The following is a 22,553-nucleotide window of genomic DNA, read 5'->3' as shown; positions in this document are numbered from 1 at the left end:
TAACGTCCCGCAGATATCTGACCGTAGCCGGAAGGCGGCTCTCGGCAACATCGCGTCACGGTTGTCGGAGCCAACCCGGCCAGTGATCCGGGAGTTCCAGGGCATGAGCGCGACCGCGCACAGGACATCGACCAGCACCTCCCCATGGGCCGCGACGGCGCCAGGCACCGCGGGCGCGACCGCCACGCAAGCCCCGGTTGCTGTCCGTCCCGACGCCGCGGCCGACGTTCTCGACGTGACCGTCGTCCTGCCCTGCTACAACGAGCAGGACCATGTGATCGCGGAGGTCGAACGGATCACCAAGACGCTGGACGACACGCCCTACAGCTACGAGCTGCTCGCCATCGACGACGCCTCCACCGACCGGACCCGCGAGGTACTCGAGGAGGCGGCACCGCGCTTCCCCCACCTGCGGGTGTTGGCGTTCGACCGCAACGGCGGCTCGGGCACGGCACGCCGGATCGGTACGCAGCAGGCGCGCGGGCGCTTCGTCGTGTGGACCGACGCCGACATGAGCTATCCCAACGACAGGATCCCGGAGTTCATCGAGCTGCTCAACGCCGATCCCGGGCTCGACCAGGTGGTGGGCGCTCGCACCAGTGAACAGGGCTCGCACCGACTCCTGCGCGTGCCGGCGAAGTGGCTGATCCGCAAGATCGCGGAGTACCTCACGAACACGCGGATCCCCGACCTCAACTCCGGGCTCCGGGCGTTCCGCCGGGAGGTCGCGTTGCCCTACCTCCGGCTGCTGCCGCCCGGGTTCTCCTGCGTCACGACGATCACGATCGCGTTCCTGCACAACCAGCACGGCATGCGCTACCTGCCGATCGGCTACGCCAAGCGGGCAGGCAGGTCGAAGTTCCACTTCGTGAAGGACGCCTACCGGTACATCCTCCAGGTGCTCCGGATGGTGATGTACTTCAACCCGCTCAAGGTGCTGATGCCGCCGGCGCTGTGGCTGATCGCGATCGGGTTCGGCAAGGCGATCTATGACGTGGTGGCCCATCCAGTACGCCTGGCGACGAACACGGTCCTGATCATCCTCACCGGGATGATCATCACGTCCCTCGCGTTGCTGGCCGACCTGATCGTGCGTTCCCGCAACGACACGCGCTAGACGGCACACCTGACCGCCGCCGGTGGCCGCTTTGACGGCGCGCCGTCCCGCCGTCGCACACCCTCACGCGCCGTCGCCGCTTGAGCCGCCCGTCGTCCGGGCCGCACAGAACACCTCCGTTCCGCAGAGCATCGATGGCAATGCCCTCGACACGCTTGGTGAACTGCTGTCCCGCGACGTTGCCCTCCGTCAGCCATGACGTCACAACTTGGTTGCGGAATGGGCTGGTCAGCCCTCACAGGTTGTTAAACCCCGGGGCAACGCCTACAAAAGCCACGGTCAGGGTGCCCGAGGGAATTCATGCAGGAGGGGTCTATGCACATCCCCGCACGTCAGGCAGCGGTCGCGACTGTCGCGGCGCTCGCGCTTGCTTTATCCGCGTGTGGTGGTCCGGACGACGAGGGTGGCGGGGGTGGCGGTGGCGCCGCATCCACGGGGGGCGAGTTCAGTAGCTACATCGGCGAGCCCGAGAACCCGCTGATTCCCGGCAACACCAACGAAACCGAGGGCGGCCAGGTCGTCGACTCGCTGTGGACCGGACTCGTCCAGTACGACGCCAAGACCAACGAGCCCGAGTTCACCGGGGTCGCCAAGTCGATCGAGTCCGACGACCAACAGACGTGGACCATCACGTTGAATGAGGGCTGGACGTTCCACGACGGGACGCCGGTGGACGCCCAGTCGTTCGTCGACGCCTGGAACTGGAACGCCTACGGCCCCAACGGCGCGGGCAACTCCTACTTCTTCGCCAACATCGACGGCTACGACGCCACGCAGGGCGAGGTCGAGACCGACGACGACGGCAACGTGACGAAGGTCGTCAAGGAGCCGGAGTCGGAGAAGCTGTCCGGGCTGCAGGTGGTTGACGACCTGACGTTCACGGTCAAGCTCTCCGGGGCGTTCTCGATCTTCCCGACGACGCTGGGATACACCGCGTTCTTCCCGCTCCCCAAGGTCTTCTTCGACGACCCCGAGGCGTTCGGCAAGCAGCCGGTCGGCAACGGCCCGTGGATGGCGAACGAACCGTTCGAGCCAGGCGTCGGCATCACGCTCGACAAGTACAAGGACTACGCCGGCCAGGACAAGGCGCAGGCGGACCGGGTGGAGCTACGCGTCTACGCCGACGCGAACACCGGCTACACCGATGTCCAAGCAGGCAACCTCGACATCAGCGACACGCTGCCACAGAGCGCATTGAGCAGCGGCCCCGACGAGTTCGGTGAGCGCTGGGTCGAAGGCCCGCGTGGCGACATGACGCCGCTCGCGTTCCCGCTCTACGACAAGCGATTCGCGGACGTGCGCGTACGGCAGGCGTTCTCCATGGCGATCGACCGTGACGCCATCACGAAGTCGATCTTCCTCGGCTCCCGTCTTCCGGCACACTCCTTCGCGTCCCCTGTGGTCGAGGGATACAACGACAACGCGTGTGCCGAGACCACGGAGTTCAACCCCGAGAAGGCCAAGGCACTCCTTTCCGAGTCGGGCTTCGACACGAGCAAGCCGGTCTCGTTGTGGTTCAACTCCGGTGCGGGGCACGAGGAGTGGATGGAAGCCGTCGGTAACCAGCTGAAGGACAACCTCGGCATCGTCGACTACAAGCTCGAGAGTCTCGACTTCGCGGAGTACCTTCCGCTGCGGGACAGCAAGAAGATCACCGGCCCCTACCGCGCCGGCTGGATCATGGACTATCCACACATCCAGAACTTCCTTGCGCCGATCTTCACCGAGGCGGCCCAGCCTCCGGCCGGGTCCAACGACACGTACTACGCCAACGAGGAGTTCGACGCGCTCGTGGCCGAGGGCGACTCCGCCGGAACACCGGAGCAGGCGATCGCGGCCTACCAGGACGCGGAAAAGATCCTGTGCGAGGACATGCCGCAGGCTCCGCTCTTCTACGGCAAGAACCAGCTCGTGCATTCGGAGAAGGTGGACAACGTGGTCTTCAACGCCTTCGGCCGGATCGAGCTGGCGCAGGTGACGGTCAAGCAGTAGCCCAGCTCCGTGGACAACGGTCGTTGGGGTGTACCGCGGTGGTGTTCGACGCCCGGGCACGTACAGTCTGCCCGGGCGTCGAACGCCCCACTGTCCGCGGTGCACCCCAACGACCGCTTCGCCGGTAGAGACAGGTGAGGAAGGGACATGGGCCACTACATCGCGCGCCGGATCCTGATGACCGTCCCGGTGTTGATCGGCGCGTCGCTGCTGATCTTCTGGATGGTGTACGCGCTACCGGGTGACCCGATCCGCGCCCTCGGCGGTGACCGGCCGATCTCGGATGCGACCCGCGCGGCCATTCAGGACGAGTACAACCTCGGCGACCCACTTCTGGTGCAGTACGGCAAGTACGTCATCGGGTTGTTCCAGGGCGATCTCGGCCAGGACTTCGCCGGCCGGCCGGTGCTCGACACGATCACCCAGCGGCTGCCGATCACCGTACGTCTGGCGATCGTTGCCCTTGTCGTCGAGGTCGTCATCGGGCTCATCGCCGGCATCCTGGCCGGCATTCGCCGGGGGTCCTACATGGACAACCTGGTCCTCGTGTCGACGACCATCGCCGTGTCGATCCCCGTCTTCGTGCTGGGATTCCTGGGGCAGTCGATCTTCGGGCTGCGGCTGGGCTGGCTGCCGATCGCCGGACTCAACGAAGGTCTCCTCAGCTACATCCTCCCCGGGGTGGTCCTCGCCTCCACCTCGCTCGCGTACATCGCGCGGTTGACCCGCACCAGCCTGGCGGAGAATCTCCGCCAGGACTACGTCCGCACCGCGCGTGCCAAGGGACTCAAACCGTCCGTCGTCGTCGGCAAACACACGCTGCGAAACAGCCTGATTCCGGTCGTGACGTTCATCGGCGCCGACCTGGGGAGTCTGCTGGCGGGCGCGATCGTGACGGAGACGGTCTTCAACATTCCGGGCCTGGGCCGTGCTGTCTTCGAGTCCGTCCAACGACAGGAGGGCTTCGTCGTCGTCGGCATCGTCACGATCTTCGTGTTCTTCTACATCTTCTTCAACCTGATCGTCGACATCCTGTACGCCGTCATCGATCCGAGGATCCGCTATGACTGAGCAAGCGCCAGCCCGAGAAACGGCACCGGACCTCGGCGGAGCCCATCCCTTCACCGGGGCTGGAGCCGTCCAGGACCAGAAGGCGGCCGACACGACGGTGGCCCAGGCCGGCGGCGAGCTACGCCAGGCGACCCTGTGGTCAGACGCGTGGCGGCAGCTGCGTCGCAACCCGGTGTTTCTGCTGGGCGCCGGGCTGTTCGTGGTCTTTGCGGTCATGGCGATCGCGCCCGGGCTGTTCACCGACGCCGACCCGCGCGCGGCCGACCTCTCGTTGTCGACGAAGCCACCCAGCAGCGAAGCATGGTTCGGATACGACATCCAGGGGCGCGACTATTTCGCCAACGTCGTCTACGGCGCACGAGTCTCGATGGCGGTGGGATTCTTCACCACCCTCGGGATTCTCCTCATCGGTGTGGTGATCGGGTCGTTGGCGGGTTACTACGGCGGCTGGCTCGATGCACTGCTGGCCCGGATCACCGACGTCTTCTACGGACTGCCACTGATTCTCGGAGCCACGGTCGTGCTGCTGTCGGCCCTTCGTGACCGCGGCATCGTTCAGGTGTCACTTGCGATCATGCTCTTCGCCTGGATGAACCCGATGCGGCTGGTACGCGCGACCATCGTGTCGGTCAAGGACGCAGACTACGTGCAGGCGGCGCGGGCCCTTGGAGCGTCCACGTGGCGGATACTGGTGCGCCACATCCTGCCGAACGCCGTGGCACCCGTACTCGTGTACGCGACGATCACCGTCGGCCTGATCATCGCCGCGGAGGCGACGCTGTCGTTCATCGGTATCGGCCTGAAGCTTCCTGAGATCTCCTGGGGTCTGCAGATCAACTCCGGACTGCAGCGAATACGGGACTCGGGCTTCCTGGTCTTCTTCCCGAGCTTGTTCCTGTCATTGACCGTTCTTTCGTTCATCTTGATGGGAGACGCACTCCGTGACGCCCTCGACCCGAAGCTGCGCTGATGACTGAGACGACGATCACCTCCCACTTCGCGGCCGGACCCCCGAACACGCCGGTCCTCGAAGTCGACGACCTGCACGTCGAGTTCCGAACTCCGTACGGCGTGGTCCAAGCGGTCAACGGCATCAGCTACGAGGTCAGCCAAGGCGAGACCCTCGCCATCCTGGGAGAGTCCGGCTCAGGCAAGAGCGTCAACGTCCAGGCGGTCATGGGCATCCTGGACACGCCACCCGGATTCGTCACGGGCGGCTCGATCAGGTTTCACGGCAACGACATGCTGTCCATGACCGCCGAGCAACAACGGCTGGTCCGCGGTCCGGGCATGGCCATGATCTTCCAGGACGCGCTGTCGGCACTGAATCCGGTCTTCACGGTGGGCCACCAGATCGCGGAGATGTACACCGCGCACGTGGGGACGTCCCGGAAGGAGGCCAAGGCCCGGGCCATCGAGCTCATGGAGCGCGTCCGGATTCCGGCAGCCCGGGATCGGGTCAACGACTACCCCCACCAGTTCTCCGGCGGGATGCGGCAACGCGTCATGATCGCGATGGCACTCGCGCTGGGTCCGGAGATCCTGATCGCCGACGAGCCGACGACCGCGCTGGACGTCACAGTGCAGGCCCAGATCATGGAGCTGCTGAGCGACCTCCAGACAGAGACGGGAATGGGCCTGATCCTGATCACCCACGACCTCGGGGTGGTCAACGAGGTCGCCGACCGCGTGGTCGTCATGTACGCCGGCAAGATCGTCGAGTCGGGGACGATCGACGAGGTGTTCACCTCGCCCACCCATCCGTACACCAACGGCTTGATGGCGTCGGTCCCGCACGCCGAGTCCAAGGGCGTCCGGTTGCATCCGATCAGCGGCCAGCCACCGAACCTCGCCGCGATACCTCCTGGCTGTGCGTTCCACCCGCGTTGCCCCCATGCGAGGTTCGACGCCGCGGCCCAGGAGGGACGCGACTGCCGGGTGGATGTCCCGACGCTGCGGGAGTTCGGTCTGGGCCGGGCGAGCGCGTGCCACTACAGCGAGGAGCTCCACCGTGCCTGATCAACCACAGGGCTCCGAGGCGCGCCACGGCTCTCCGGGTGCCGAGCCGGTTCTGGTGATCAAGGATCTGGTCAAGCACTTCCCGCTGACCCAGGGCATCGTGTTCCATCGGACGATCGGCCAGGTCCAGGCGGTCGATGGTGTCTCGTTGGAACTCCACCCCGGCGAGACAGTGGGCCTTGTTGGCGAGTCGGGCTGCGGGAAGTCCACGGTTGCCAAGCTCGTCATGGCCTTGGAGCGGCCGACATCCGGCCAGATCCTCTTCGAGGGACAAGACGTCGCCGCCATGAACAATCGCCAGCTGCGGCGCTATCGCCGGCAGGTACAGATCGTCTTCCAGGACCCCTACACGTCGCTGAACCCGCGGATGACCGTCGGGAACATCGTGGCCGAGCCGTGGGAGATCCATCCCGATGTGGTTCCGTCCAAGGACCGGCCGCGCCAGGTGCGGGAGCTGCTCGAGCGCGTCGGGTTGAACCCGGACTATGCCAATCGCTACCCGCACCAGTTCTCCGGCGGTCAGCGCCAGCGCATCGGCGTGGCGCGCGCTCTGGCGTTGCGGCCGAAGGTCATCGTCTGTGACGAACCGGTGTCCGCCCTGGATGTCTCGGTGCAGGCGCAGGTGATGAACCTGCTCGAGGACCTGCAGGACGACTTCGCGCTGTCGTACCTCTTCATCGCCCACGACCTTTCGGTCGTGCGTCACCTGAGTGACCGGGTGGCCGTGATGTACCTGGGCCGGATCGTGGAGTCGGGTAGTCACGCCGAGGTCTATGACCAGCCGGCGCATCCGTACACGCAGGCATTGTTGTCAGCGGTGCCGGTACGTGACCCGGGCCTGCGTGGCGCCAAGGAACGGATCGTCCTGACCGGAGACGTGCCGTCGCCGGCCAACCCGCCCTCCGGCTGCCGGTTTCGTACGCGCTGCTGGAAGGCTCAGGACATCTGCGCCAGTGAGGTCCCCGCACTCATCGACCGGGGCCAGGGCCATCCGTCCGCCTGCTACTTCGCCGAGAGCCTCGAGATCGTGCACACCCCCACCTCCAGCTGAGCGTCGACCCTGGCGAACGGGTCAGGCCCAAGGGCCTAGGCCGGAAGTTGCGCCCGCGCCACCAGACCCGGCCCGTGCCCGGGGAACCGGCGCTGCAGCCACCGGAAGGGCAGCGTCCCGAACTTCGTGGTGGCCGCCTGCACGCCCGACTTCGGCTGGAGCAGCCGGCCGCTGCCACTGGTCTTGTCGGCCATCGACGCGTCCGCTCTCGCCTGCGCGGCGACCCGTCGCTTACCGATCTGGTTGCGGCCGGCCTCGAGCACGTAGCCGAGTGGCCCGCCGAACTGGTGGATCTCGACGTTCTCCAACCCGGTCTCGCGCAGGAGCCGGGCCATGATCGCTGGGTCGTACCGCCGGAAGTGTCCGGCCATGACGTCAGCCGGACCGAACCGGTGCTGGAAGGCCGGTGTGCTCAGCACCATCCACCCACCGGGGCGCAGCCGGCCCGCCCACTCGGCCAGTGCCTTGTCGTCGTGCTCGATGTGCTCGATCACCTCGAACGCACACACCACGTCGAAGGTCTCCTCCAGGCGCAGCGCTGACAGGTCGCCGTTGCGTACCTCACCGTCTCCGCCGGCGGCCGCGAGCCGTTCGCACGCCACGCGGTAGGACTCGGGGTCAGGCTCGAGCCCGACGTAGCGGTACCGCTGGGCCAGCCTGGCGCCGAAGCCACCCTGCCCGCAGCCCACTTCCAGCGCGGCGTACGCACCTTCGGGCAGGAGCCGGGAAACGAGGTCCCAGCGCAGCCAGGCGTTCGGGCTGAGAGGAGGCAAGGTCACGATGAGTCCCGCGCTTTCGTCACTGTGTGGAGATGATCCTGGAGGTGGTCAAGGAGGGGTCCGACGATCTGGTCGGGTGCGAAACGCTCCACGGCCAGCCGGGCAGCGGCGGTGCGCATCCGGGTGAGGTACCTACTGTCCCAGGCGAGCCGGCGTAGCGCCGAGGCCAGTGCCGCCGAGTCGCCAGGTGGTACGAAAAGGGCGGCGGTGCCGAGGGTCCTCCGCTGGGGAGAGGTGCCCGATGTCACGACGGCGCAGCCGGCAGCGGCTCCCTGGAAGACCTTGTTGGGTACGACGTTCAACGCCTTCATGGTCGTGCCGAACACGCCCAGGCAGACGTCGTGGTCGGCGACGACCTTCGGGAGCTCGTCAGGGGCCACCCAGTCCACCCAGGTCACCCGGTCGTTGGCCCGGGCGGCTGCGCGAGTCTCCGCGTCGTCCTGCCCGGATCCGATCATGGTGACGTCGATCGACTCACCGGCGAGTTCGGTCAGCGCGTGGCCGATCACCGGCGCGCCGTGCAACGGCGTGTAGACGCCGAAGAACACCACCCGCAGCCGGTCCTGGCTGACCTCGTCCGCCGGGCGTGCCACCTCGAACCACTCGTCGGCGGCGCCCACGGCGGCCACGACCGCCCGGGCGCGATGTCGGTCCGGCACGAGCTCGCGGTGCTCCTCGGTGTCGACGACGATCACGTCGGCCGATCGGAGCGCCATCCGGTCGACGCCCCGCAACAGGGCCTGCTTGATGCCACCTGTCTCACCCCGGTCACGGGCGGTGTCAGCGGCGAAGATCAAATGATCAAGAACAATGGGCGTACGCCTGAACAACAGCTTGGCCAGCAGGACGTCGAAATGACCGAGATACCCGACCAGCACCACGTCAGGGCGCGGCTGCCGGCGGGCCCGGCGAGCCAGGGCGTACCAGCAGCGCACGAGCCTGACCAGCAGAGTCGGCAGCAGCGCGGGCCGCTTGAGGATCTCGACGCGCTCAGCGGTGTCGAGCCCGAGCGGCACATTGCACTCGGCCACGTCGAGGCCACGACGCCGCAGGCCATCGGCGAGAATTCCCACCCGCGGATGGCTGCGTACGTCATATGTTCCGAAGACCAACACCCGCACGGACATGGAGCGTAACAGCGCGTTGCCCTGCGTACCGTACGCTTCCGTAACGTGTTGGCGTACCGATCGATAACTACAGCCGTCCTCCGCGTACTTTCCAGTCGCGCGCTGCGGGTCGGGTTCGTCGTCGTGGCTGCGGCACTCGGCGTGGTGGCGATCGCCCGCGAGTGGGACGGGATCAACCAGGCGATGGTCCAGCTACACCCTCCGGTGCTGGGCGCCGCGCTCCTGGTGGTCCTCGCGTCGCTGTTCACCAGCATGGTGCTGTGGCGCCTGCTGCTGGCCGGCCTCGGCTCACCGCTGCCGTACCGGGTGGCGGCGCGGGTGCTCTATGTCGGTCAGCTCGGCAAGTACATCCCGGGGACTGTGTGGCCGATGGTCGCGCAGATGGAGCTCGGGCGCGACCACGGGGTGCCGCGACGACGCTCCGTGACGGTTTTCGTTCTACTGATGCTGTACACGTTCGCCAGCGGGCTGGTCGTCGCGACCGGCACGCTGCCGCTGGCGGGTGGGACGGCGCCACCGGCGTTCCGGTGGGCGTTCGCGCTGACACCGCTGGTCGTCGTCCTGCTCTATCCGAAGGTGCTCAACCCCCTGCTCGACCGGCTGCTGCGGCTGGTCAAGCGGCCCCCGCTGGAGACGCCCCTGACGCTCGCGGTCTCGGCGCGCGCGGCGGCCGCCGGCGTGACGCAGTGGCTGATCTACGGGCTGCACGTGTGGATCCTGGGTGTGGCCCTCGGTGCGGATCCGGCGGCCCTGGCGCCGCTCGCGATCGGCGGATTCGCTCTGGCCTGGTGCATCGGCTACCTCGGGGTGATCACACCGGCCGGGCTGGGCGTCCGGGAGGTGGCGCTGGTGGCGATCCTGCTGCCCGTGCTCGACCGAGCCGACGCGATCGTGGTCGCGCTCGCGTCGCGGGTGCTGATCACGGTGGCCGACCTGCTCCTGGCCGGTGCCGGCACGCTGTCGATGCGGACGATCCGCCCGCCGGTCGACGAGGCCCCCGTCCGCTGACCGGTGATCAGGTGTCGGCACGGCGGCCGGCCCAGGTCCAGGCGTACACCCCGTCGTCGCTCGCGAGACCCGCTTCACCCAGCTCGAGGGGCCGGAACGTGTCGACCATGACGGCCAACTCGTCGACCTCCTGGACCCCCAGCGCCGCCTCGATCGCCGCAGGCTGCGGGCCGTGCGCGTATCCGCCCGGGTGCAGCGAGATCGAGCCGAGCCCGATGCCCGACCCCTTGCGGGCGCCGTAGTCCCCGCCGACGTAGAACATCACCTCGTCGCTGTCGACGTTCGAGTGGTAGTAGGGCACCGGGATCGCCAGCGGGTGGTAGTCGACTTTGCGCGGGCAGAACGTGCACACCACGAAATTCGTCCCCGCCCACACCTGGTGAACCGGTGGCGGCTGGTGCACCCGCCCGGTGATCGGCTCGAAGTCCTCGACGTTGAACGTGTACGGATACAGGCAGCCGTCCCAGCCCACCACGTCGAACGGGTGCGTGGCGTAGACCATCCGGGTGCCCACGACGCCCGCCGGACCAGGCCCGCGGTGCTTGACCAGGACCTCGACATCCGTGCCCGTCTGGACGTACGGCTCGGCCGGGCCGTGCAGGTCCCGCTCGCAGTAGGGCGCGTGCTCGAGGAACTGCCCGTAGCGGGAGAGGTACTTCGCCGGGGGGCCGATGTGGGAGTTGGCCTCGATGCAGTACGCCTGAAGTGGTGCGTCGCCCTGCGGGATCCACCGGTGTGTCATCGCCCGAGGGATCATCACGTAGTCGCCCTGCCGCGCGTCGAGCACGCCGAACACGGTCTCGACGCGGGCTGCCCCCGCCTCGACGTAGACGCACTCGTCCCCGACGGCGTTGCGGTACAGCGGAGACTCCTCGCCGGCCCAGACGTAGGAGATCCGGACATCGGCGTTGCCGAGCAGCAACCGACGGCCGGTCACCGGGTCGTACGCCTTCCAGTCCTGGTTCTCGAACAGCCCGTGCAGCTTCAGATGCCGCGGGGTCAGGGGATGGTTCGGCTGGGTCGCGAGGTCTCCGGGCTCCCACACCTGGGCGTCCACGATCGCGGAGGGCACGCCGGAGTGGTAGAGCAGCGACGAGTCGGAGGAGAAGCCCTCCTCCCCCATCAGCTCCTCGCGGTAGAGGGTGCCGTCGGGCTGCCGGAACTGCGTGTGGCGCTTGGGCGGAACGTCGCCGACGCTGCGGTAGTAGGGCATGTCGTACTCCTCACCATCCTCCACGGGCGGGCGGCGGCCGCGCGGCCAGAGGCCCCCGAACTGGCGTGTCTTTGACCGTACGCCCGACTCCGGACGGTCGGCAGCACGAATCCGGCCGCCGATTTTCCCGTGCAGGCATCCAGGTTTGAGATGACACGAATGACCACGTTGAGCATGCCTGTGGGACCCGGACCATGTGTGGATACCTGGTGTCGGACCACAGGCATGCTCAACGTGGTCATTCACGGACGCAACGCCGGATCTCAGGGTGTCGGGCGCCCGCCTCCCTGGGCGGTGTCCGCCGGCCGGCCCATGTCCGCCGGCTGGCCCATGTCCGCCGGCTGGCCCATGTCCGCCGGCTGAGCCGCCACGGCACCGGCGTCCGCGCGTGCCCGGAGGGTCGTGCGTACCGACTCGATGTCTCCAGGCGAACTGCGGGAGGCGAGCCAGTACATCAGACCGGTGGGTAGGAAGAAGAGCTGGAACGCCGCGAGCCCCAGCGCGTAGTTCAGCGGCGGCGGGAACGACACCTGCAAGGCCCGGAACACGAGTCCGACGAGCCCGTTGCCGAGCGCGCGCCCGGCGCCGTTGACGAGGTTGCCCGTGCTGAACACCGTCCCGCGGTGCTCGGGCGGGTTGACGTCGACGAGCAGGGCGTACCAGTTCGGGGCGTTCGCCGAGGTCAGGGCGAGCGCGAGGAAGGCCACCAGGAAGCTGATCCCGACGGTCGGCTCACTCACGACGCTCCTCAGCACAGCCGCGACGATGTCGCTGGTGCCGCCCCCTGCCACGACATCGACCCGCAGGGGAAGGAAGAACAGCACGACATAGAACGGGATGCCACCGAGAATGCCGACCGTGGCGACGAGGGCCCGCCCACGCAACGTACGCCGCTGCAGCCGGTCACCGATCAGACCGCCGACGATCGACAGGACCGCACCGAACTGGAACAGGGTCGCAAACAGCGCGCCGATGACGATCGCGGTCGACTCCGCGTATCCCTCCGCCTCGGCCTTCGCCTGGAACAGCCGCGGCAACCACACCAGCGACCCGAACACGAACTGCGCCGTGAAGCCCTGCATCACCAACCAGAGGTTGGTCCGCCGGACCAGGATGCGGGGTACCTCCGCGAGACCGATCCGGTGGGGATACTCCTTACCGGCGGCGAAGATCGCTGCCAGCTCCGGCTCGCTCTGGCCACGGCGTACGTCGTAGGTGAACAGATACGCGACCGTGGCGACGACGCCGGCGACGGTCAGCACCCAGAAGGGTCGCCGCCAGTCGTATGCACCGAGGACGCCGGAGAGCAGGGTCCCGAGGAGGGTGCCGACCCCCTGGGAGAGCCCCCAGAAGCTCATCACCAAGCCTCGCCGTCGGGGCGCGATCAGGTCGCTGACGACCGAGAATCCGACCGACGCGACCGCACCGATGCCCACCGCGGCGACCACCTGGGCGGCGAAGAAGCCGAGGAAGCTGCCGGACAGGGCCGTCCCGGCCGTTCCTGCCGCCCAGACGAGCGTGCCGATCATGAGGACCGGTTTGCGTTGCGTCCGGTCGCCGGCGTACGCCCAGGCCACGGCGGCGATCGCGGCGACCAGGAAGCAGATCGCCGTCACGAACCCAACCGCACCCTCGCGGACGCCGAAGTCCCGCGCGATCGGGCTGTAGAGGGGTGGAACGAGCACGGCTGCCACGTTGTCGACGGAGGCAAGAATGAGGAAGACGACGACGCTGTAGACGCGGTGCCCTGCAGTCCCCCGGAGCCGGGAGGTCTGGCCAGCGCTCGTCACGCGCACATCCAACCAGCATCCTCGGCCTGGACCACCCGTCGAGGCCCGGATAGGCCTGGATCCGCGCGCCCCTGTCCCCCGCCGGCCTCGTCAGCCCTCCGGTGCCGCCGGCCCTCGGTGATCATGATCGTGATCATGAAGGATCTGCGTGCGCATGGCCCGGTTTCCCTTCATCGATCGGTTCATGATCATGGTTCGGTCACCTCGCCGATCGGTTCATGATCATGGTTCGGCTACCTCGCCGATCGCTTCGCCGCGGCGGTTGGATCATGATCATGGCCGGGTTCCTTCATGGTCGGACTCATGATCACCGGCCGGTCTACCAGGCCGCCGCCCTGTCGTCGCTGAAGAACCCACCCGTCGGGCCGTCGTTCCCGAGTGTTGCCAGCTTGACCGCGATCGCCGCTCCCTGTGCGGCCGTACGCGGCGGTACGAAGTCGAGGTCCTTGTTCAGGTCCGTGGCGCACCTGACGAAACCGACGCCGGTCTACCAGAGCTCCGGGACGGGGCCAGTTGATGCAGCTCATCGCGCTGGGCCAGGTGATCGCGGCCCTGCCCGAGTCCGTACGCGACCATCTGCGCCACGACCTTGTCCACGTGCCCGTCATCGACGCCGAGCCAACCACGCTCGTCCTGGCATGGCCGGAGGGCAGCCGGTCTCGGGCCCTCGCCACGCTGGTGCGGGCGGCGGCGTGCGTCGCCGCCTCCCACGACGGCGCCCACCAGGGTTCCGGGTACGCGACCTCCCGGTGATTCGACCCTGCGAGGATGCGGGTTCCTGCAGGATTGACCCGTGTCGCTCTCGAGCTGGGTCCCGGTCGCCCACGGTTCGCCGTTCCCGGTGGAGAACCTCCCCTACGGCGTCTTCTCCCACGGCGAGGAGGACCCACGGGTCTGCGTGGCCATCGGCCGCTACGTACTCGACCTCGCACCGCTCGCGGCGAGCGAGGGAGCGGACTTCGCGAGCGTGTTCCAGGAGCCGACGCTCAACCCTTTCATGGCCCTCGGTCGCCGCGCGTGGCGCGCGGTCCGACACTGGCTGACCGAACGCCTGACCGACGAGAGCCACCGCCCCCTCGTCGAACCCGAACTGGTTCCCCGCGACCAGGTACGCCTGCACATGCCGTTCACAGTGGCCGACTTCGTCGACTTCTACGCCTCCGAACACCACGCCACCCGTCTTGGCCAGATCCTCCGGCCGGGTGAACCGCCGCTCAACCCCAACTGGAAGCATCTGCCGGTCGGCTACCACGGCCGGGCCGGCACGGTCGTCGTCTCGGGCACTCCGGTGCGGCGCCCGTCCGGGCAGTTCCGCCCCGCCGACGCCGCCGCGCCCGAGTTCGGTCCCACCAGCCGGCTGGACATCGAGGCCGAGGTGGGGTTCGTGATCGGTACGCCGACCGAGCCGGGCAGCCAGGTGAGTGTCGACGACGTACGCGACCACGTCTTCGGCGTCGTCCTCGTCAACGACTGGTCCGCTCGCGACCTGCAGGCGTGGGAGGCGCGACCGTTGGGACCGTTCCTCGGCAAGTCCTTCCTGACATCGATCTCGCCCTGGGTCGTCCCCCTCGACGCGCTCGAACCCGCCATGTTCACGCCACCGACCCAGGTTCCCGAACCGCTGGCCTACCTCCGTGGAACGCATGACTTCGGCCTCGACCTCGAGCTCACCGTCAGCCTCAACGGGACGGTCCTGTCCCGGCCCCGCTACGCCGACATGTACTGGACGCCCGGCCAGAAGCTCGCCCACCTCACCGCCAACGGCGCTGCCTTGCGTACCGGCGATCTCTTCGCGTCCGGCACGGTCTCCGGCCCGCGTGAGGACACCTGCGGCTCCCTCATCGAACTGACCGACGGAGGCACGCGACCGGTCACGCTGGCGGACGGATCGCAGCGGACGTTCCTCCTCGACGGCGACACGGTCACGATCGAAGCGACCGCACCAGCGGGCGAGACCCAGCGGCTCGGGTTCGGTGAGGTGACCGGAACCGTCTGTCCGGCAACGGCACCGGCATATCGCGTCAGCCCGCCTGGCGGCGCACAGACCTGACACCTGCCGGGTGGACGCGTCAGTACAACGCGACGGCGAAACCCGCGAACACGACGGCCAGGATCGCGGCCAGCAGCCGGTAGCCGCGAGCGAGCCCGCCCCATGGTCCCTCGAATCTCCTTGTCAGCAGAGCGATTCCGGCGAGGAGGACCGCCATCACCGGGATCCAGGCGAGCCGCGCCAGCACCCATCCCAGATCCTCAGGCGCCGCGGTCAACCCCGGAATCTCGCCGCTCACCGCCCCACCCATGGACACGAGCACCATCGGCACCTGGTGCCAGCAGAAGATCGTCATGGCCGCGAGGTTGACGACCGCGACCCCGGCCCAGAGCCCAGGCGCCCGCAAAAGCCGGTTGAGCCATCCGTGCAACGCGATCGCCGCCCCGGACTGGATTGCGGCAAGTGCGGGCACAAGCAACGACGGTGGATGGGAGTTCGTCCGTTCGGCACCGGGGACGCCCACCATGCTGAGCGGATAGTCGAACGCAAGAACCAGCACCGCGAACGCCACTGTCCCGCCACCGAGGAGCAGCCACCAGCCATGTCGCACGAGGCGTCCGCGCGCCCAGGAAACGCCGAGCTGATAGGCGAAGAGCCAACCAGGCAACAGGTTCACCAGGCCGACCCAGCTTGGCACCGCGTCCTGCCACGGTCCGTAACGCAGCAGGTCGCCGGCCGCGACGATGGCGAAGAGCGGGAGTGCCGCCCACGCGCCCAGACGGCGGTCGGCGGCGACGGCGTACCTGGTCAACGCCGTCAGGGCCGCGTAGACGAGGACGAACCAGAACGGCTGGACCAGGAGTACGACCCAGGTACGCAGCGTCCCGGTGGGTACCCCGACCGCGCCGAGCACCAGGAGACACGCCGCCGACACCGAAATGGCCGCCACCACGGGACGTCCGAGCCGGACGAACCGCCGCAGCATCCAGCCGCGATAGGACTCGCCGCGCGACTGCGCGCGCGCCTGGCTCGCGACTGCCGAATAGCCGCCGACCAGGAAGAACAGGCCGAGCATCTGCAGGATCCAACTAGCCGGGCCGAGCCAGCCGAGGGTCTGCAGCGGACTCGAGATCTGCAACGCGCCGTCCGGCTGGACCACCAGCGCGCCCACCAGCCAGTGGCCGACGATCACGCCGAGAGTCGCCAGGGCGCGCAAACCGTCGATGGCCCGGTCACGCTTGGGCGGTGTCGCGGCAGCGATCCGGGCGCGGAACGACTCCCCACGCCACGAACGTTGGGGCGGCTGTGGTTGCGGAGCCGGCGCGGCAGCGGGCTGATCCGCGACGACATCGGTCATACCAGCGACGCTAGGAAGAATTCACCGCCGCTCCCATCCGGAACGCCCCCGAAAGCGTGCCGGGGTCACCCGGGGATTCCCGCTACCGCAGGACAATATCGGCCCCAGGGTCACTCTCCAGGGACCCGAGGGCCCGCACTCAGTCGAGGATGTTCTCGTGCAGGCGGGGGACGTCGGCGAGCAACCGCTGGGTGTACTCGTGCTGCGGGTTGAAGATCACGTCGTCGGTCGGCCCCTGCTCGACAAGCTCACCCTGACACATGACGAGCACCCGGTCGCTCACGTAGCAGGCCTGACCGATGTCGTGGGTGATGAACAGGATCGTCAAGTCGTAGTCGGTACGCAGGTCACCGAGCACGTTGAGGATGTTCGCCCGCAGCGAGGCGTCCAGCATCGAGGTGGCCTCGTCGGCGACGAGAATGCGCGGCTGCAACATCAGGGCCCGGGCGATCATCACCCGCTGCCGCTGTCCGCCGGACAACTGGTGCGGCCACTTGTCGAGCACCTCGGCCGCCGACATGCCGACGTGCTCGAGTGCCCGCGCCATCTGCGCCTCGGCATCGTCGCCGGCGGCTTCGGAGGCGAGGGACAGCGACCGGCGGAGCAACCTACGTACGGTGAAGAACTGGTTGAACGCACTGAACGGGTCCTGGAAGACCGCCTGCACGTCACGCCAGTACGTCCGCAGCCGCCGGCCCGTCAGCGCTGTGACGTCCTGGCCGTCGAGGTGCACGGTGCCGGCCGTCGGGTCGAGCAGGCGCAGCAGCAGCCGCGCCAGGGTCGACTTGCCGCTGCCGCTCTCCCCCACGATGGTGACGACTTCCTGCCGTCCCAGGGTGAACGACACGTCGTCGACAGCCCGGACGAGACTGGCGCCGTGACCGAACGTCCGGCTGAGGCCACGGGCTTCGAGCAACGGTGCCTTGTCGCCGGCCGTTCCTCGCGCAACGCCGCGCGACTGGTCGACCGCCGTGCCGGTGGATCCGTCCTGCGAGGTCACCCTCCCACCTCCACCGACTCGTCGGGATGTTGGTCAGCCCACCAGCACCGCGAGAAGCGCAGCCCCGCGCCCACCTGGGGCGGCTCGTCCGTACGGCAGACGTCCATCACCATGCCGCACCGGGGATGGAACCGGCAGCCACTCGGCGGGCTCGCGAGGCTGGGCGGCGCGCCGGGGATGCCCCGGACCCTCGTGCGTCGCATCTGCGGCTCCGGGACGAGGACGGAGGACAGGAGCGCCGCGCTGTACGGATGCCTCGGGCGGTTGATGATCTCGCTGGTGTAGCCGACCTCGGCGATCTGGCCGGCGTACATGATGGCGATCCGGTCGGCGATGGTGTTGAGCACGGGCAGGTCGTGGGTGATGAAGATGACGCCGCCGATGATCCCCTGGCTCAACATCTCCCGCAACATCTCGATGAGGACGCGCTGGGACGACACGTCGAGAGCGGAGGTGGGTTCGTCGGCGATGAGCAGGCGCGGGTCGAGCAGGGCCGACACCACCGTGACGACGCGCTGCTTCATGCCGCCGCTGAGCTGGTGCGGGTAGTAGTCGAGCACGCGGGCGGGCAGGTCGAGCTGCTCCAGCCGCTGGCGGGCCCGGTCGATGGCCTCGTCCCGCTTGACGCCAGGTCGGTGTGCCCGGGTCACGTCGTAGACGAAGTCTCGGATCCGGAGGGTCGGGCTGAGGGAGTTCATGGCTCCCTGCGGCAGCAGTGACACGACCTCACCGCGCCACTCCCGTGGCGGGTTCCGGTCGGGACCGAGGTCGAGTTGTTGACCGTCGACCTCGAGCTCGCCGCCGAGCACGAACAACGGCGGGCGGACCGTCAGCGACAGGACCGCGCCGAGCGTGGACTTGCCACACCCCGACTCCCCCGCCACGCCGAGGACCTCGCCCCTGCGGACGTCGATCGACACGTCGTCGACCGCCACCACCTGACCGCCACCGATGCTGTAGGCGGCGCGGAGGCCGCTCGCCCGAAGCAGCGACTGAGTGGACGTCGTCATCAGATCGCTCATCCTCTGCTCGCCCCTTCGTTCGAGCCGGCCGCGGACGCCGACCTGCTCGGCCCGGGCGATCCATCGTCGGCTCCGGGTCCTGGCAGATCGCCGGCGTCGAGAGCGACCGGTTCCGGCTCCGGTTCCGGTGGTAGCGCACTCTCACCCACGACTCCCACCTGCGCCAGTGCGGCACCCGCACCGCCGCCGGTCCGGCGAAGGCTCTGCCCCCGCCGCAGCCGCGGGTTGAAGACCTCGTCGAGGCTCGACTGCAGCATCAGAAGGGTGAACGCCACCAGGGTGAGCAGCAGCGTGGGAGGTACGAAGGCCCACCATGCCCCGGTGCGCAGGGACTCACCGACCAGCGCCCAGTTGAGCATGATGCCGAGCGAGACACCGTCGCTCGGGCCGAGTCCCAGCAGCGACAGCCCTGCCTCGGCGAGGATCGCGCTCGACACCTGGAGGACGAACGCCATGGCGATGTAGGACATGAGGTACGGGAGGACGTCCCACAGCAGGATGTTCCAGGTGCCTGCTCCCGACAACCGGGCGACGTCGAGGTGCTCGCGGGTCCTGACGCTGCTCGCCTGGGCCCGCACGGCCCGCGCGGTCCACGGCCAGCTGGTAATGGCAATCACGATGGCCATCGCGAAGATCGACCGGAAGTCCAGAGCGACCGAGAGCAGGATCAGGACGACGATCGAGGGAATCGCGAGCGCGACGTTGGTGACACCCATCAGCGCTTCTTCGAGGACGCCACCGTGGTAACCGGCGAAGAGACCGATGGCGACGCCGATGAACGTCGCCACCGCTCCTGACACGAGGCCGATGATGAGCGAGGTGCGGGTCCCGAACATCAGGCTGGTGAAGATGTCGTGCCCGAGATCGTCGAGGCCGAGCCATGCCTGCGCTGACGGTGGTTCGTACTGACCTCCGACGCTTTCACCGATCTTTCCGCCGAAGAACATCGGGCCGAGAATGCCGAACGCCACCACGAGGAGGAAGAACAGCCCCGAGATCCAGAACCGCGGTGTGAACCGGACCATCCGCATCAGCGCTCACCTGCCTGTGCCGCCCGGATCCGTGGATCGACGAAGCCGTAGGCCACCTCGACGAGGAAGTTGGCGACCAACACCGCAACGACCACGATCAGGGTGATCGCCTGGATCACCGGATAGTCGTTCTGTCCGATCGCGCTGAACAACAGATAACCGATCCCTGGATAGGAGAAGACGATCTCGGTGATCAGAGAGCCACCGACCAGGGTGCCGATCGACAGCGCCAGACCCGTCACCTGCGGCAGCATCGCGTTGCGGAAGATGTAGCGCACGATTCGCTTGTCGGGCAGTCCTAGCCCACGACCGTAGTTGACGTAGTCGGAGTTCAGCTCGTAGATCGCCATCGACCGCATGCCCACCGCCTGCCCGCCGACGAAGATGATGACGAGCGAGAAGAACGGCAACCAATAGTGTCGAAGCACGTCGATGATGAAGGCGAATGTCAGCGCTGGGGTGTGGATGGGTTCGTATCCGCCGCCGGGCGGCAGCATCGGCAGCGCGACAGCGAAGCCGTAGAGCAGCAGGATCGCCAGGCAGTAGTACGGCATGCTCGACAGAAACAGCGAGCCGAGAAACGCACCGCGGTCGAACCATCCGCCCTTGAACGCCGCGATCGCGCCGAGCGCGTTGCCCACCAGCCAGCCGATGAGGATGGCCGGCAGCTGGAGCCCGATGCTCCACGGCAACGCCTCGAGGATCAGGCCCTCGACCTTCGCTGGGTACAGCGCGAACGACGTACCCATGTCGAAGTGCAGGAGGTTGACCACGTAGGTGATGAACTGCTGCCACATCGGGTCATTGAGGCCGAACTCCGCGACGTAGTGCTCATGGATCCGCTTGAGTGCCTCCGCCTGGGTGCCCGACCGGCCGAGCTGCGCGACGATCGCGTCGACCGGGTTGCCGGGTACCAGGCGAGGCAGCAGGAAGTTCAGCACGATCGCCACGAGGAGCGCGCCGACGTACCAGAGCGTCTTGCCTACCAGGTAGTTCCGCAGCCGCATTGCGCTCCTTCACGTCCGCGGGCAGGTGTCATGGGCGTGAGCTTCCGGCGACGACTCACGCCTCCGACAGGCGCTTGATCTTGTAGAGCCACGACACACCGGCACCCTGGAACATCGGTGGCGCGTAGTCGTTGTCCTCGCTCGGGAAGTTGGTCCAGTTGACCTCGTTGAACTCGAAGAACTCCAATGGCCGGTACATCAGCGGGACCATCGGCGCGTTCTGCATGAAGATCGTGTCGAGCTCGGTGTAGATGTCGCCGACCTCAGCCTCGTCTGCTGCCGCTGCCTGGTCGAGCAACTTCGCCACCGCGGGATCGGAGAACCGGCCGTAGTTCCAGAACGCCGGCTGGCCGAGCTTGGCGACGCCGCGATCGTCGAGGACATCGCGGAAGCGCTGCCACGGCGTACCGGCACTCGTGGCGGCGACGCCCCACAGAGCGACGTCGAAGTCGCCAGCCTGCACGGCGGTCGTGACGGCCGGTGCCTGCGGGAACTTCGTACGGATCTCGATGCCAGCTTCCTTCGCGTTGGCCGCGACGATCCGCAGCGCCTGCTGCCAGTCGCTCCATCCCGTCGGGCACTGCGCCGTCCACGGTCCGAGGCGGGTGCCGTCGGGCAGCACGTAGATGCCGTCCGATCCCTTCTTGGCGCCCAGGTCGTCTTCGAGAATCTTCCTGGTCTGCTCCGGGTCGTATGTCCAGCCATTGGCGTCGACGTTTTCCTGGTTGAAGAACTTCTCCTCCGCGCCGACCGGAAGGATGACGCTGGAGTTCGCCGGCTGGGAATACCGCGACATCGCCTTGTCAGCGATATCGGCGTAATTGATCGCGAAGGCGAGAGCTCGGCGAACCTGTGGGTCGTTCAGGCCTTTCTTGGTGGTGTTGATGACCAGCATGGGAATGCCGCCGGGAACGTGGTAGGGCTCCTTTTTGAACCACGTGGAGACCGCGAGGTCCTTGTCTTCCCACATCTTCCAGATGCGCGGAGTGAACTGCTGCATCACGTCGACGCCACCGCGCTCGAACGAGATGTCGCCGTCCTGGTTTCCCTTGAAGATCGGGTGGATGATTCGCTTCGGCTTGGGCAGTCCGCCGTTGACAGTCTTGCCCCAGTAGTCGTCAAAACGATCCAGCGAGGTCTGCTGCTGGTTGTAGGCGCCGAGCTTGTAGGGTCCGGATCCGACCGGCTCGAGGTTCTCGTGCTCGCCCATCGGCTTGCCCTGCTTCTCCAAGGGCTCCCAGACATGCTTGGGCAGGATGTAGGTCGTCGCGAGGTTGTTCTTGACCAGGGCGGGGTTGTAGGTCTTCTGACTGAGCCTGACCGTCACCGTGGCGGGATCGCTGGCCTCGACGGCGTCGACGTAGTCCCAGAACGACGCATAGGACAACTCGGTGTGCTGCTTGGCCAGCTCAAAGGTGTAGACGACGTCATCGGCAGTAAGTGGCTTGCCGTCCTGCCACGTGGTTCCTTCTTGGAGCGGGACGACGAAGGTGTTCTCGTCGGGCTCTTGAAGCTCCGTGCCCAGGCCCGGCTCCAGGCTTCCGGTGAGCAGGTTGAAGCGGACAAGGGTTTCGTAGATGAGCTGCATGTTGTTCTGCCCGCACGGCCAGGCGGTCGCCTGCCCCAAGGGATTGAAGTGGCTCTGTGGACCCCACTGGAAGCCCGCGATGAAGAGGATCTCGCCTTCTTCGCCCGCCCGCCCCGTCGAGTCGCCGCCTCCGGCGCCACCCTGGCCGCAGGCCGCCAGCGCACTGCCCCCGATCCCCGCCGCAGCACTGGCCAGCACTGCGCCGCGCAGGAACTGGCGGCGCGACCGCCGCGCCATACCGAACTCAGACATCGTTGCACGTCCCTTCGGAAACCCTGGCCTTCGCGACGCGAGAAACCTCACGCGCAGTCATCGGGTGCTGGATGCCCAGCAGGTTACGGCCAACGAGTTTGGGAAACCAGAACTACGCCGCAACGAAATCCTTTCGTTG

The 22,553-nt window shown here is 67.5% G+C and carries 19 protein-coding genes; 9 read left to right on the top strand and 10 right to left on the bottom strand.

Annotated elements, in window-relative coordinates; genetic code table 11:
- The first annotated feature begins 103 nt into the window (after nucleotides 1-103).
- From ABN034_RS25685 to ABN034_RS25660, 6 genes are all read left to right on the top strand, one after another.
- The gene (locus ABN034_RS25685; protein WP_349693541.1) at nucleotides 104-1,117 is read left to right on the top strand and encodes a glycosyltransferase family 2 protein; all 1,014 of its coding nucleotides are present in this window, start codon (nucleotides 104-106) and stop codon (nucleotides 1,115-1,117) included.
- 315 nt (nucleotides 1,118-1,432) lie between these two features.
- Entirely contained in the window at nucleotides 1,433-3,109 is a 1,677-nt protein-coding gene (locus ABN034_RS25680) for a peptide ABC transporter substrate-binding protein (protein WP_349693540.1), read from the top strand.
- A 147-nt stretch (nucleotides 3,110-3,256) separates the two neighbouring features.
- Entirely contained in the window at nucleotides 3,257-4,180 is a 924-nt protein-coding gene (locus tag ABN034_RS25675) for an ABC transporter permease (protein ID WP_349327233.1), read from the top strand.
- A complete protein-coding gene (locus ABN034_RS25670; RefSeq protein ID WP_349693539.1) occupies nucleotides 4,173-5,150 on the top strand; it encodes an ABC transporter permease in 978 nt (325 codons plus the stop codon). Before ABN034_RS25675 ends, ABN034_RS25670 begins: the two co-directional genes overlap by 8 nt.
- Nucleotides 5,150-6,199, top strand: coding sequence for an ABC transporter ATP-binding protein (locus ABN034_RS25665; RefSeq protein ID WP_349693538.1), 1,050 nt, complete (start codon nucleotides 5,150-5,152; stop codon nucleotides 6,197-6,199). Before ABN034_RS25670 ends, ABN034_RS25665 begins: the two co-directional genes overlap by 1 nt.
- The gene (locus ABN034_RS25660) at nucleotides 6,192-7,250 is read left to right on the top strand and encodes an ABC transporter ATP-binding protein (protein WP_349693537.1); all 1,059 of its coding nucleotides are present in this window, start codon (nucleotides 6,192-6,194) and stop codon (nucleotides 7,248-7,250) included. The genes ABN034_RS25665 and ABN034_RS25660 overlap by 8 nt, the downstream gene beginning before the upstream one ends.
- A 35-nt stretch (nucleotides 7,251-7,285) precedes the next feature.
- On the opposite strand, the gene ABN034_RS25655 is transcribed toward ABN034_RS25660, so the two are convergent.
- Both ABN034_RS25655 and ABN034_RS25650 read right to left on the bottom strand, forming a co-directional pair.
- Nucleotides 7,286-8,029 (bottom strand): class I SAM-dependent methyltransferase, encoded by a 744-nt coding sequence (locus ABN034_RS25655; RefSeq protein ID WP_349327227.1) that lies wholly within the window; start codon nucleotides 8,027-8,029, stop codon nucleotides 7,286-7,288.
- A complete protein-coding gene (locus ABN034_RS25650; RefSeq protein WP_349693536.1) occupies nucleotides 8,026-9,156 on the bottom strand; it encodes a glycosyltransferase in 1,131 nt (376 codons plus the stop codon). Before ABN034_RS25650 ends, ABN034_RS25655 begins: the two co-directional genes overlap by 4 nt.
- 45 nt (nucleotides 9,157-9,201) lie before the next feature.
- On the opposite strand from ABN034_RS25650, the gene ABN034_RS25645 reads away from it, so the two are divergent.
- Complete coding sequence (locus ABN034_RS25645) at nucleotides 9,202-10,164, top strand: lysylphosphatidylglycerol synthase domain-containing protein (protein ID WP_349693535.1); 963 nt, start codon at nucleotides 9,202-9,204, stop codon at nucleotides 10,162-10,164.
- Nucleotides 10,165-10,171: 7 nt separating this feature from the next.
- On the opposite strand, the gene ABN034_RS25640 is transcribed toward ABN034_RS25645, so the two are convergent.
- On the bottom strand, nucleotides 10,172-11,377 hold the full coding sequence (locus tag ABN034_RS25640; protein ID WP_349693534.1) for a homogentisate 1,2-dioxygenase: 1,206 nt from the start codon (nucleotides 11,375-11,377) through the stop codon (nucleotides 10,172-10,174).
- 263 nt (nucleotides 11,378-11,640) lie between these two features.
- Nucleotides 11,641-13,167, bottom strand: a complete 1,527-nt coding sequence (locus ABN034_RS25635) for an MFS transporter (protein ID WP_349693533.1) — start codon at nucleotides 13,165-13,167, stop codon at nucleotides 11,641-11,643.
- A gap of 516 nt (nucleotides 13,168-13,683) precedes the next feature.
- Between ABN034_RS25635 and ABN034_RS25630 the strand changes: the two genes are divergently transcribed.
- Both ABN034_RS25630 and fahA read left to right on the top strand, forming a co-directional pair.
- Nucleotides 13,684-13,920, top strand: coding sequence for a type 2 periplasmic-binding domain-containing protein (locus ABN034_RS25630; RefSeq protein ID WP_349693532.1), 237 nt, complete (start codon nucleotides 13,684-13,686; stop codon nucleotides 13,918-13,920).
- A gap of 40 nt (nucleotides 13,921-13,960) precedes the next feature.
- Nucleotides 13,961-15,217: a fumarylacetoacetase gene (gene fahA / locus ABN034_RS25625; protein WP_349693531.1), complete on the top strand. Its 1,257-nt coding sequence runs from the start codon at nucleotides 13,961-13,963 to the stop codon at nucleotides 15,215-15,217.
- Between the two features lie 19 nt (nucleotides 15,218-15,236).
- Here the strand turns inward: fahA and ABN034_RS25620 are convergent, their stop codons facing one another.
- From ABN034_RS25620 to ABN034_RS25595, 6 genes are all read right to left on the bottom strand, one after another.
- Nucleotides 15,237-16,514: an acyltransferase family protein gene (locus tag ABN034_RS25620; protein ID WP_349693530.1), complete on the bottom strand. Its 1,278-nt coding sequence runs from the start codon at nucleotides 16,512-16,514 to the stop codon at nucleotides 15,237-15,239.
- A 139-nt stretch (nucleotides 16,515-16,653) separates the two neighbouring features.
- On the bottom strand, nucleotides 16,654-17,514 hold the full coding sequence (locus ABN034_RS25615; RefSeq protein ID WP_349327216.1) for an ABC transporter ATP-binding protein: 861 nt from the start codon (nucleotides 17,512-17,514) through the stop codon (nucleotides 16,654-16,656).
- The gene (locus ABN034_RS25610) at nucleotides 17,511-18,524 is read right to left on the bottom strand and encodes an ABC transporter ATP-binding protein (protein WP_349693529.1); all 1,014 of its coding nucleotides are present in this window, start codon (nucleotides 18,522-18,524) and stop codon (nucleotides 17,511-17,513) included. Before ABN034_RS25610 ends, ABN034_RS25615 begins: the two co-directional genes overlap by 4 nt.
- A gap of 8 nt (nucleotides 18,525-18,532) precedes the next feature.
- On the bottom strand, nucleotides 18,533-19,567 hold the full coding sequence (locus tag ABN034_RS25605; protein WP_349693528.1) for an ABC transporter permease: 1,035 nt from the start codon (nucleotides 19,565-19,567) through the stop codon (nucleotides 18,533-18,535).
- On the bottom strand, nucleotides 19,567-20,574 hold the full coding sequence (locus ABN034_RS25600; protein WP_349693527.1) for an ABC transporter permease: 1,008 nt from the start codon (nucleotides 20,572-20,574) through the stop codon (nucleotides 19,567-19,569). The genes ABN034_RS25605 and ABN034_RS25600 overlap by 1 nt, the downstream gene beginning before the upstream one ends.
- A 55-nt stretch (nucleotides 20,575-20,629) precedes the next feature.
- Nucleotides 20,630-22,414 carry an ABC transporter substrate-binding protein gene (locus ABN034_RS25595; protein ID WP_349693526.1) on the bottom strand — a complete coding sequence of 595 codons (1,785 nt, stop codon included), beginning with the start codon at nucleotides 22,412-22,414 and terminating at the stop codon, nucleotides 20,630-20,632.
- Nucleotides 22,415-22,553: the final 139 nt, after the last annotated feature.

The sequence above is a fragment of the Actinopolymorpha sp. B11F2 genome, from assembly GCF_040195635.1.
Lineage (GTDB): Bacteria > Actinomycetota > Actinomycetes > Propionibacteriales > Actinopolymorphaceae > Thermasporomyces.
The sequence above is the reverse complement of the archived record's forward strand: the minus strand, read 5'-3'. Positions and strand labels throughout refer to the sequence as shown.